The organism is Vicinamibacteria bacterium (assembly GCA_035620555.1).
GTDB lineage: Bacteria > Acidobacteriota > Vicinamibacteria > Marinacidobacterales > SMYC01 > DASPGQ01.
Genome location: DASPGQ010000316.1, coordinates 1 through 9988, shown reverse-complemented (window position 1 = coordinate 9988; position 9988 = coordinate 1). Strand labels below are relative to the sequence as shown.

The 9988-nt window shown below is 63.9% G+C and carries 14 protein-coding genes; 11 read left to right on the top strand and 3 right to left on the bottom strand.

Annotated features, from left to right (window positions below; all coding sequences use genetic code 11):
• Both VEK15_13010 and VEK15_13005 read right to left on the bottom strand, forming a co-directional pair.
• Positions 1-531, bottom strand: a 531-nt coding sequence (locus VEK15_13010) for a trehalase-like domain-containing protein (protein HXV61610.1), incomplete at its 3' end; no start/stop codon positions are given.
• Positions 528-1022 (bottom strand): hypothetical protein, encoded by a 495-nt coding sequence (locus VEK15_13005; protein ID HXV61609.1) that lies wholly within the window; start codon positions 1020-1022, stop codon positions 528-530. The genes VEK15_13005 and VEK15_13010, both read right to left, overlap by 4 nt.
• Positions 1023-1097: 75 nt before the next feature.
• Between VEK15_13005 and lpxD the strand changes: the two genes are divergently transcribed.
• The 9 genes from lpxD to VEK15_12960 are packed head-to-tail and all read left to right on the top strand — an operon-like array spanning position 1098 to position 8785.
• Positions 1098-2135 (top strand): UDP-3-O-(3-hydroxymyristoyl)glucosamine N-acyltransferase, encoded by a 1038-nt coding sequence (lpxD, locus tag VEK15_13000; protein ID HXV61608.1) that lies wholly within the window; start codon positions 1098-1100, stop codon positions 2133-2135.
• Positions 2132-3370, top strand: coding sequence for a gephyrin-like molybdotransferase Glp (gene glp / locus VEK15_12995; protein HXV61607.1), 1239 nt, complete (start codon positions 2132-2134; stop codon positions 3368-3370). Before lpxD ends, glp begins: the two co-directional genes overlap by 4 nt.
• Positions 3352-3834: a cyclic pyranopterin monophosphate synthase MoaC gene (gene moaC, locus VEK15_12990; GenBank protein ID HXV61606.1), complete on the top strand. Its 483-nt coding sequence runs from the start codon at positions 3352-3354 to the stop codon at positions 3832-3834. The genes glp and moaC overlap by 19 nt, the downstream gene beginning before the upstream one ends.
• Positions 3831-6245, top strand: coding sequence for a penicillin acylase family protein (locus VEK15_12985; protein ID HXV61605.1), 2415 nt, complete (start codon positions 3831-3833; stop codon positions 6243-6245). The genes moaC and VEK15_12985 overlap by 4 nt, the downstream gene beginning before the upstream one ends.
• A gap of 19 nt (positions 6246-6264) precedes the next feature.
• Positions 6265-6450: a lysine biosynthesis protein LysW gene (locus VEK15_12980; GenBank protein ID HXV61604.1), complete on the top strand. Its 186-nt coding sequence runs from the start codon at positions 6265-6267 to the stop codon at positions 6448-6450.
• Positions 6447-7304 (top strand): ATP-dependent sacrificial sulfur transferase LarE, encoded by an 858-nt coding sequence (gene larE, locus VEK15_12975; protein ID HXV61603.1) that lies wholly within the window; start codon positions 6447-6449, stop codon positions 7302-7304. The genes VEK15_12980 and larE overlap by 4 nt, the downstream gene beginning before the upstream one ends.
• Positions 7294-7581: a hypothetical protein gene (locus VEK15_12970; GenBank protein ID HXV61602.1), complete on the top strand. Its 288-nt coding sequence runs from the start codon at positions 7294-7296 to the stop codon at positions 7579-7581. Before larE ends, VEK15_12970 begins: the two co-directional genes overlap by 11 nt.
• Before the next feature lie 2 nt (positions 7582-7583).
• On the top strand, positions 7584-8306 hold the full coding sequence (locus tag VEK15_12965; GenBank protein ID HXV61601.1) for an MBL fold metallo-hydrolase: 723 nt from the start codon (positions 7584-7586) through the stop codon (positions 8304-8306).
• Positions 8303-8785, top strand: a complete 483-nt coding sequence (locus tag VEK15_12960) for a secretin N-terminal domain-containing protein (protein HXV61600.1) — start codon at positions 8303-8305, stop codon at positions 8783-8785. Before VEK15_12965 ends, VEK15_12960 begins: the two co-directional genes overlap by 4 nt.
• Positions 8786-8800: 15 nt before the next feature.
• On the opposite strand, the gene VEK15_12955 is transcribed toward VEK15_12960, so the two are convergent.
• Positions 8801-8989 (bottom strand): twin-arginine translocase TatA/TatE family subunit, encoded by a 189-nt coding sequence (locus VEK15_12955; GenBank protein ID HXV61599.1) that lies wholly within the window; start codon positions 8987-8989, stop codon positions 8801-8803.
• Positions 8990-9047: 58 nt separating this feature from the next.
• On the opposite strand from VEK15_12955, the gene VEK15_12950 reads away from it, so the two are divergent.
• Together VEK15_12950 and VEK15_12945 are read left to right on the top strand one after the other, a co-directional pair.
• The gene (locus VEK15_12950) at positions 9048-9419 is read left to right on the top strand and encodes a hypothetical protein (protein ID HXV61598.1); all 372 of its coding nucleotides are present in this window, start codon (positions 9048-9050) and stop codon (positions 9417-9419) included.
• Positions 9406-9879 (top strand): SRPBCC family protein, encoded by a 474-nt coding sequence (locus VEK15_12945; GenBank protein ID HXV61597.1) that lies wholly within the window; start codon positions 9406-9408, stop codon positions 9877-9879. The genes VEK15_12950 and VEK15_12945 overlap by 14 nt, the downstream gene beginning before the upstream one ends.
• Positions 9880-9988: the final 109 nt, after the last annotated feature.

Here is a 9988-nt window from a genome sequence, read left to right as displayed (position 1 = left end):
AAGCCGACGGTCGAGAACGAAGGCCGATTCATCGAGCACCGCGGTGACGGAGGCATTCGTCGTCAGCCGCAGCGTGATGCCCGGCATCACGTAGCGGACGTGATTGCTTCCATGGGTCCGTACCGGCGGAGTCTTCGCCATGCTGGTCGTGGGCCGGAGCCGGATACGCACGCGCGGGCTTCCCCCGAGCGGGCGGGCCGAGCGCACCATCATCAATGGCCGGAACATTCGGCCGAATTGCTTGAAGCGGGGAGCGAAGTCGGCGATCTCCACCGCCGCCCCACGGCTGTCGAAGAGACGCGTGATCAAAACCGCGGTGTTCGCAACGTACTCTTGCTCCGACCGTACCGCGTCGAGCAGCTCGATCTCGTAGAAGCCGTCGTCGGGCTCGCCCTCCCCGTCCTTGAGGAGGCTATCGAAAACCGGCTCGCTGTCGAACCTCGGAAGGCACGCCCAAACGATTCGCGCGCGACCGTCGAGGAGTGCGCTCGAGCTCGAGTTGCCGATCAGTGCCAGTTGGAGATCGCTCATCTCTTGTCTACGGGAACGAGCGCGGCGAGCTCGCCCGCCTCGAAGTCCTCGATAACGTCTCCCTGTTCATCCGTCGTCGCGTGGACGACGAGGTTATGGGTTCGCTCCGGATCCTCGTCCACCGCCGGGTCGGAGCAGGAAGACCCGAGCGAGATGGTGAGGGTGCGGGTTCGCGTCGTCTCGGAGCGATCGTCCACTACCCACACATAGTACTCGAGCGCACGGACCACCCCGCTGGCAACGGGGAGTGTCGCGCAGAACTGGATTCCATCGGAGAGCATCCGCGTCCAATAGAACGCGTCGCGACCCGCCGCCCGGAAGTACACCCGGGTGCGTTCGATCTCCCCGTCGTCGAGAACGTACGCGCAAATCCGCACGTTCTTTCCTGCCAGGGAGCAATCGATGGGCTCATGGTCGATGACGGGTGCTTCGGTCGACGCCAGGAAGGCACCAGTGAGGACCGCAAAGGCAAGGTGGCTCGTCACCGGCATGAAATCATCTTCGATTCTCCCATGGAAGTACTTGGAACATCAATCGTTTGTAGCTATCCTTACCACGGGATCCACGTGAGTACGAACGCGTCCTTTCGCCTCGATGCGCTTTGCGCGCGGCTTCACGGCGAGCTCGTGGGAGACGGCGCCATCGAGATCACCGGGCTCAGCTCGCTCGCCGATGCCGGCCCCGGGGATCTGAGTTTGTTCGCCGACCCTCGTTACCGCAAGGAGCTCGCGAACACGAAGGCCTCGGCGATCGTAGCCAGGGAGCGAATCCCCCACCCGCCGATCGCGCAGGTGCTGGTGAAGGACCCCTTGCTCGCGCTCATCGATCTCGTGGAACTGTTTCATCAACCCACGAGCTTCGGGTCGGGTGTGCACGCGCTTGCTTCGGTCTCGCCCTCGACTCGACTCGGCGAAGGCGTGACCGTAGGTCCGTTCGCCGTCATCGGTGAGGACGTCACGATCGGGGCGCGCACGGTCGTGCACCCTGGTGCCTACCTGGGTCCGTCGGTGAGCGTCGGAGACGACTCGCTCATCTGGACCAACGCCGTCATTCGCGACGGCTGCCGGCTGGGCGATCGGGTGATCATCCACCCCGGTGCGGTCATCGGAGCGGACGGATTCGGCTTCGCCAGGCGTGACGGCAAGTTCCACAAGATTCGTCACGTGGGAATCGTCGTCATCGAGGACGACGTGGAGATCGGTGCCAATGCCACCATCGACCGGGCGACCCTGGGGCAGACCCGCATCGAGCGCGGTGTCAAGATCGACAACCTCGTCCACATCGCACACAACGTCCACATCGGTGAGGATTCGGCGATGGCGGCGCAGGTGGGCATTTCCGGAAGCACCGTCGTCGGCAAGCGAGTTCTCATGGGAGGTCAGAGCGGCCTCGTGGACCATCTGACGATCGGCGAAGACGCGGTTCTCATCGCTCAATCCGGAGTCATCGGCGACGTTCCCGCGGGCGCCACCGTGTCGGGCTATCCCGCCCGACACCACCGCGAGGTTCTCAAGTCGACGGCGGAGCTTCGCGGACTCGAGAAGCTGCGCAAGCGGGTGCGTGAGCTCGAGAAGGAGATCCTCGCGTTGAGGCAGGGCCGGTGATTCCCGTCGAGCAAGCGCTTCGCATCGTTCTCGATCGGGCCAAGCCACTTTCCACTGAAGAGATCGACTTCGGCCAAGCGACCGGACGCCTTCTCCGCGAGGACGTCGTCTCCGACGTCGACATGCCTCCGTTCCCCCGCTCGGCAGTCGATGGCTATGCGGTCCGCGCGAAAGACGTCCGCCAGATCCCCGCTCGGCTCGACGTCGTCGGCACCATACCCGCCGGCACCTTCCCCACCTTTCGCGTCGAAGCGGGTCAGGCGGCATCGATCATGACCGGTGCCCCAGTACCGGAAGGCGCTGACGCCGTGCAGATGGTCGAGCATTGCCGCTTCGACCGAGACCGCGTCGAGGTGCTGATCGCGGTCGACGAAGGCCAGAACGTCGCCCCTCGGGGAAGCGAGGTTCGCCTCGGAGACGTTGTCCTCAAGGAAGGGACGAGGCTCGACCCCGCGGCGGTCGCGGTCGCGGCGACGGTGGGCAAGACGACGCTCGTCGTGGGTCGCAAACCCCGGGTCGCGGTGGCAGCAACCGGCAACGAGCTCGTCCATCCATCCCATAAACCCGCACCGGGACAGATCCGAAACAGCAACGGGTTTTCTCTGCTGGCCCAGTGCGCTGCGGCGGGCATCGAAGCAAGCTACCTCGGTGTCGCGCTCGACACCGAATCGTCGCTCGATGAGGTCATCACCAAGGGTCTCGACGCCGACGTTCTGATGCTTTCCGGTGGGGTCTCGATGGGGCGCTTCGATCTCGTAGAGGACGTACTCGCTCGACATCGCGTGCGCATCCACGTGGACGCGGTGGCGCTCAAACCGGGAAAGCCCCTCGTTTTCGGAACCACCGATGAGGGTCGGCTCGTTTTCGGACTTCCGGGAAACCCGGTATCCACCATGGTGACGTTCGAGCTCTTCGTCCGTCCCGCCTTGGCACGGCTCGAGGGGGCGGCAAACCCGGTACGCCCGCTGTTTCGGGCGAAGCTTCTGACCGAGCTCGTGAACCGCGGAAATCGGCGCGCGTATCTTCCCGGGTGGATCTCGGTCGACGACGAGGGGCAGAGCATCGCCCGTCCGATCCCCACGCGAGGCTCGGGCGACATCGTCGCTTTCTCGAAATCGAATGCCCTTCTCATCGTGCCCGAAGACCGGGAACGACTCGAAGCGGGAGAGCCGGTGCGTTATTACGCCCTCGACAGCTCCCTGCTCAAAGAGGACCGATGGCGAAACGCCGGTTGAGTCACGTCAAGGCGAGCGGCGCTCCCCAGATGGTAGACGTTTCCCGCAAGCCGTCTACCGACCGCGTGGCGGTGGCAGCCGGACGGATACGCATATCCGAGGAGGCGATGCGCGTCGTGCGGACAGGAGGCACCGCCAAGGGGAACGTCGTCGAGACGGCTCGCCTTGCCGGGATCCTGGCGGCGAAGCGGACGGCGAGCTTGATTCCTCTGTGCCATCCCCTCTCTCTCGATCACATCGACGTCACCATCGAAGAGTGTCCCGGCGGTCTGCGGATCGAAGCACGCATTCGCTCTCGCGGCCGTACCGGGGTCGAAATGGAGGCGCTCACCGCGGTGTCGGTCGCGGCGCTGACCGTTTACGACATGGTGAAAGCGGTGGACAGGGCGATGGTCATCGACGACATACGCCTCCTCAGAAAAGAAGGCGGTCGCTCCGGCACTTATTTACGGAAAGAATCTTGAAAACCCTTCCCAAGAGACCCGGCGGGCCCAGCGGGACCCGCCCGGGTCGGGCTGCCAAGAAGAAGCCCGCCCGCCCGCCGGCGAGACCCGCACGACCCCGACCGACCGCGGTTCGCCGCCCCGTTTCTCCTTGGACCAAGATCTTCGCTCTGGGTGTCCTTCTGCTCGCGATTCTCGCCATCGGCAGCGGCGGGTGCGTCTACCTTCTCGCCCGACGCTCGCTGCCTTTGATCGACGGAAGCGCCCAGCTCACGGGCCTCACGGCGCCGGTCGAGGTCCTGAGGGATTCATACGGTGTGCCTCACATTTTCGGTGCGGATATCCGCGACCTGATCCGGGCCATGGGGTTCGTTCACGCACAGGATCGCTTCTTTCAGATGGAGATGGCCCGCCGCACCGCCTCTGGCATGCTCGCCGAGATCTTTGGCGAGGAGGCGATCGAGCTCGACCGTCAGGCACGTCTCTTCGGCCTGGCCGCCGCCGCGGGGGCCGAGCTCGAGCGCATGGCGCCCGAAGCCCGCGAGGTTCTGGAGGCCTACGCGTCGGGGGTCAATGCTTACCTCGAGGCTCATGGGGACAAGCTTCCACTCGAGTTCACGCTCCTCCGCATCCGCCCCTCCCCGTGGCAGCCCCTGGACAGTCTCGCGGTCGGACGGATTCTCTCCGACCGACTCTCGGAGAACGGGACCGTGGAGCTTCTCCGGAGCCGTCTCGCCGACACGGTCGGAATCGAGGCAGCCTATCGCCTCACCGGGCTCGAGCCACCTGTCGCCGATTGGGCGCAGTCTTGGCCCCGAGGCATACGCACTTCGGCGAGGTCCTCGCACACTGGTGCGAGCAACGCGTGGGTGGTCTCGGGACGACGCTCTCGATCCGATCGTCCTCTTCTCGCTTCGGACCCCCACCTCGACCTCACCATGCCGTCGGTCTGGTATCAGATTCACCTTTCAGGCGGCGGCCTCGACGTCGTCGGCGCCAGCCTTCCGGGACTGCCTTTCGTCATCATCGGTCGCAACTCGAGGATCGCGTGGGGCGCCACCGCTCTTTACGCCGACGTCCAGGACGTCTACGTCGAGCCTCCCGACACCGCTGTCGACGTGATCAGCGAGACCATCCAGGTCAAGGACCGTGCTGCCGTGATCGAGGAAGTGCGGGTGTCCCGCCACGGCGTGGTGGTCGGGGAGACCGCCGACGGGCGTCTGCTGGCGCAGCGATGGGACAGTTTCTGGAGCGGCGACCACGTGCAGGCTTTGCTGCGGTTGAACCGAGCCGGCTCGTGGGAGGCGTTCACCGAGGCTCTCCGAACGTGGTCCAGTCCGGCCATTGCCTTCGTCTACGCGGACGTCGAAGGAAACATCGGCTTTTTTCCTGCCGGCGAGATACCGGTGCGCACGGCTCACGATGGCACACTACCGGTGGACGGCGCATCGGAGGAGTTCGAGTGGAAGGGAGCCGTCCCCCACGAGTTGAAACCGATGATCTTCAACCCGAAAGAAGGCTTCATCGTGAGCGCCAACCACTCGATGTTGCCACCGGCGACAGCCTATCCCCTGGGCGTCGATACCCTCTCCGATTTTCGCGCGATCCGCATACGCGATTTACTCGAAGACAGCCCCGAGCTCTCCCTCGAAGACTTCGAGCGCATTCAGAACGACCGTTACGACGCCTCGACCGAAGCCATCCTGCGCCGCGCCGTCGCCGTGGCTCCTTCCGATCCGACGACGTCGGTTGCCGTCGACCGGCTTCGCGGCTGGAGCGGACGGATGGCCGAGGGTCCTGCTCCCGCAATCTATTGGGCGCTGTACGACCGCCTGCTCCGGAACACCTTCGCCGATGAGCTCGGGGACGATCTGTTCGAAAGCTACCTCGGCTTCCTCGAGCCTGGCCGACCGGGCGGACTCCACGCGATTGTCGATGACGAGGGCTCACCGTTCTGGGACGACAGGTCGACGGCTGAGACCGAGAACCGCGACGCGATCTTTTCCAAGAGCCTCGTCGAGGCGGTCGAACAGTTGACCGATCTCATTGGCAACGACGTCGACCGCTGGGACTGGCGAACTCTTCATGGAGTGGTGTTCCGCCACCCGCTCGGGAGAGATGGATCGATGGGCTATTTTCTGAATCGCGGTCCGATGCCTTTCGGCGGCTCGACGTCGACGATCGCCAACGCTTCGGTATCCCTCCGCCACCGGTTCGGCGTGACGACCGGCACGTCGTTCCGCTTCGTCACCGACCTCGCCTCGCCCGAGGGTTCGCGCTCCGTCGTACCGACAGGAGCTTCCGGTCATCCCTTGAGCCCGAGCTACTTCGACCAGAACGCAGCCTGGCTGTCAGGACAAAACCTTCCCTTGGGGTTCGCTCGCGGGACCATCGAGAGCACCGCCAGCGGCAAGCTCTTGCTGAGTCCCTAGCTGCTATAATTCGTCCTTCATGAGCCAGGACTACTTCCCGCTGTGCCCCGCGTGCGATACCGAGATCGAGATCGACGCGCTCGACGTAGATCCTGGAGAGCGAATCGGTTGTCCCGAGTGCGGGGTTACCCTGCAGGTCTTGGCCGTGGATCCGATCGACCTCGACATCGCCGAAGAAGAAATCAAAGAATGGAAAGAGCCGTGAGGCGTTCGGCCCCCGAGGCGATGGTCGACAAACGAGCCAGGCTCCGGGAGATTCTTCGGAACATGGAATCGGTCATCGTCGCTTTTAGCGGTGGGGTCGACAGCGCCTATCTCGCGGTCGAAGCCCACCGCACCCTTGGCGCCCGCGCCCTCGCCGTCACCGGCGAGAGCCCAAGCTATCCCGAACACCAGAAGCGGCTCGCTCTTTCGGTCGTGAAGCAATTCCACCTCGCTCACCGGTTCGTACCGACTCGCGAGATTCACGACCAGAACTATCTCACGAACGATCCGAGCCGCTGCTTCCACTGCAAGAGCGAGCTGTACACGCGTCTGAGGGCGCTCGCGGAAAAAGAGCAGTATCGATTCATCGTCGACGGAGCGAACGCCGACGACCGGATGGACTTTCGCCCCGGGCGGAGAGCGGCGCAGGTTCTCGGAATCCGAAGCCCGCTCGAGGAGGTCGAGCTCACGAAAGCGGAGATCCGCTCCCTTTCCACCGGTCTCGGCCTGCCTACGGCCAACGAGCCCGCATCCGCCTGTCTGTCGTCTCGAATCCCCTATCACACGCCCATCACGATCGAGAAACTCTCGACGGTCGAGCGGGGCGAGGAGATTCTGCGCTCGCTCGGCTTTCGTCACATGAGAGTCAGGCACCACGGTCCGCTGGCGCGACTCGAGTTCGCCCAGCAGGAGCTCGACCGGGCGCTCGCGCCCGAAATGCGCGAACGGATCATTGCCGAATTGAAGCGGCTGGGGTTTCGTTTCGTCACCGTGGACCTCGAGGGCTATCGCACCGGCAGCCTCAACGAGGCGCTTTTCCCCGAGCCGCGAACGCCGAAAACGGATGGCGATTGAGATTCGCGTCGAGAGCTCGTGGGACACCGACGACGGTGAAGGGCGAACCGTCGAGGTGAGCGTCACCGCGAGACGACATCCGTCGGAAGATCCCGCCGAGGATTCGCGCTACTTCGCCTCCGGTGACATCGAGGCGATCAAGCGCTACCTCTGCGAGCTCGTCGACCGGCGCCACGGGGATTTCGCGGGACAGCGCCAGCGGGAATGTGCGCGATGCGGGCGCGTGTCGCCGACCGAAGCTCGCGGAGCGGAGTTCATCTGCCCCTCCTGTGAATAGTCATGCATGTCGTTTTTCTCGGCTCGGGCAACGCCTTCGCGAGCGGCGGGCGGAATCACATGGCCATTCTGCTGCGAAGCCACGAAGTCGGGGTGCTGCTCGACTGCGGGCCGACGACCCTCGTCGCCCTGAAGCGGGAGGGCCTCACGCCATCGGATGTCGACGTCGTTCTCGTCTCCCACCTGCACGGCGATCACTTCGGCGGGATTCCGATGCTCGCGGTTCACGAGCGACACCTCTCCCAACGTCGAAAGCCACTTCAGGTCTTCGGCCCTCCGGGAACTCGTGCCACTGTCAATTCCGCCCTCGAGCTCTTCTATCCCGGGCTCGACGGCCCGCCGTTCGAGTACACGGATGTCCCGTCGGGCGCGGAGATCGAGGTCGGGGTCCTGCGCTTCCTTCCCTTCGAGGTGGACCATTTTTCGAGTGGCACGGCATACGGTTACCGCGTCGAGCTGGATGGCAAGTCCGTCGTGTTCTCCGGCGACACGGCGTGGACCGATGCCCTCGTGGATCAAACGCCGAACGTCGATTTGTTCATTTGTGAATGCTCCAGCTACGAAGCGCCGCTTCCGAAGCACATGTCCCACACCGACCTGAAACGAAACCGTGCGCGGCTCGGGGCGAAGCGCACGCTGCTAGTTCACGCGGGCGAAGACGTCATCGCCCGGAAAGATCAGCTTGCCTTCGAGCTCGCCCACGACGGAACGAGGATCGAGCTATGACCAAGGCCTTGCTCCTGATGGGTCTCTTGATGCAACCGCCGGAGCCGGACACACTCATCGACCTCGACGTGAAGGAGGCGGACGTCCTCGATCTTCTACGCCTTCTCGCCGAGATCGGAGAATTCAACCTCGTCGCCGACCCGGAAGTTTCCTGCAGCCTGACGCTCAAGATCAAAGAAGTACCCTGGCGCCAAGTTCTTCAGCTCGCTCTCCGCACCTGCCGGCTCGAGCAAGAGCGACTTGGAGACAACCTGGTTCGGGTCGCCACAACGGAGCAGCTCCGAAGAGAGTACGAGCAACGGCGGAAGTACGAGGAAGAAAAAGCTCTTTCGGGTCCTCTCGTCACGACCTATCAGCAACTGTCCTACGCTCGGGCGCGGGAGCTGGCTCCGGTTCTCGAGAAGTTCCTGTCCCCAAGAGGCTCGGTCGTGTTCGACGAGCGCACGAATACCCTGATCATCACCGATGTCGCCCGCTGAAACGGAAGGAAAGCGCTATTTCTTCTCGTCGTCGTCTTCGTCGGAGGAGCCCTTGATCGACCTCTTGAAGTTCTTGATGCCTTCGCCAATGCCGGAGCCGAGCTGAGGCAGCTTGTTGGCACCGAAGATCAAGACGACGATCCCGAGGATGACCAACAGCTCCGGCAGACCCATGGGGCCGATCAGAAGCGGATGCATCGACATGGACTTTCTCCTGCGGCCGTACTATACCACGGGGCGATCGCGCCGCCAATAAGCTCGGATGTCTCTCTCCGATGAGCTGCTCCGCGCGCCGGAGAAACTCGCGGCGGTCCGCGCAGAGCTTCGAAGCGTGCTTCGGGAGACCCGCGCCGCGGCGGCCTTTCTCGTCGACGAGGAAGGAAACCCCTTTGCCACCATCGGGAACATCGAATTTCCACTTCCCCATCCCCTGGCGGGTCTCGACACACTGCTCGGGGCGTTGCTCGGTGAGCGGGAAAGCGAATCGGAGACGCGATACATCGTCGAGAGAGTGGGCTCTCGAGCGCTCGTCGTTCTCGCTTTCGACAACCCAGAGGATGCACGCTCGCACCGGGCACGGATCGCGTCGCTGGCGGTTGCGATAGACTTTCTTATCTCACATGCCGAAGCCTAGATTCGTAGCCACCATCATCGAGCGGAAGCACCTCACGAGACGCCCGCCGAAGGAAGTCTTTGCATTCTTCGACCGGCCGATTAACTTGAAGCGCGTTCTGCCCGGCTCGATCGCCGTGACTCTCGGCGACATGCCCGAAGAGCTCCGGCCCGGGCGCCGTTTTCGCTATCGGCTCGAGCGGTGGCCACTCGATCTGAAATGGGAGACCGTTGTCTCCGAATACCGTCCGCCCCAAGGGTTCACCGGCGTCAAAGCCGTCGGCTATTTCGCCAGCTTCTCCCTGGCGCACGAGATCGCGCCAACCCGCGACGGAACCGAGCTTCGTCTGCGGCTCGCCTACGAGGTGCCCCCCGGAATTTACGCGAAGCTATCGGACGCTTACGTGATCCGACACGCGATGGAGGAGTTCGTGAGCGAGCTCACCCGCAGCGTCGGGGAAGCGCTCGATCGCGGCGAGTGATCAGCTCGGCAGGAGCTCTTCCAGGTCGAGATTTCCGATGAACGGCCGAACGCGCTCCCCGAGCAGGAGTCTTCGGGCGACGTGGCCGACCTGGCCGGCGGCGAATCGA

Coding starts and splice junctions, on each gene's coding strand:
- VEK15_13005 (HXV61609.1), bottom strand. CDS start 1,022: ATGCCGGTGACGAGCCACCTTGCCTTTGCGGTCCTCACTGGTGCCTTC.
- moaC (HXV61606.1), top strand. CDS start 3,352: ATGGCGAAACGCCGGTTGAGTCACGTCAAGGCGAGCGGCGCTCCCCAG.
- VEK15_12980 (HXV61604.1), top strand. CDS start 6,265: ATGAGCCAGGACTACTTCCCGCTGTGCCCCGCGTGCGATACCGAGATC.
- VEK15_12970 (HXV61602.1), top strand. CDS start 7,294: ATGGCGATTGAGATTCGCGTCGAGAGCTCGTGGGACACCGACGACGGT.
- VEK15_12965 (HXV61601.1), top strand. CDS start 7,584: ATGCATGTCGTTTTTCTCGGCTCGGGCAACGCCTTCGCGAGCGGCGGG.
- VEK15_12960 (HXV61600.1), top strand. CDS start 8,303: ATGACCAAGGCCTTGCTCCTGATGGGTCTCTTGATGCAACCGCCGGAG.
- VEK15_12955 (HXV61599.1), bottom strand. CDS start 8,989: ATGTCGATGCATCCGCTTCTGATCGGCCCCATGGGTCTGCCGGAGCTG.
- VEK15_12950 (HXV61598.1), top strand. CDS start 9,048: ATGTCTCTCTCCGATGAGCTGCTCCGCGCGCCGGAGAAACTCGCGGCG.
- VEK15_12945 (HXV61597.1), top strand. CDS start 9,406: ATGCCGAAGCCTAGATTCGTAGCCACCATCATCGAGCGGAAGCACCTC.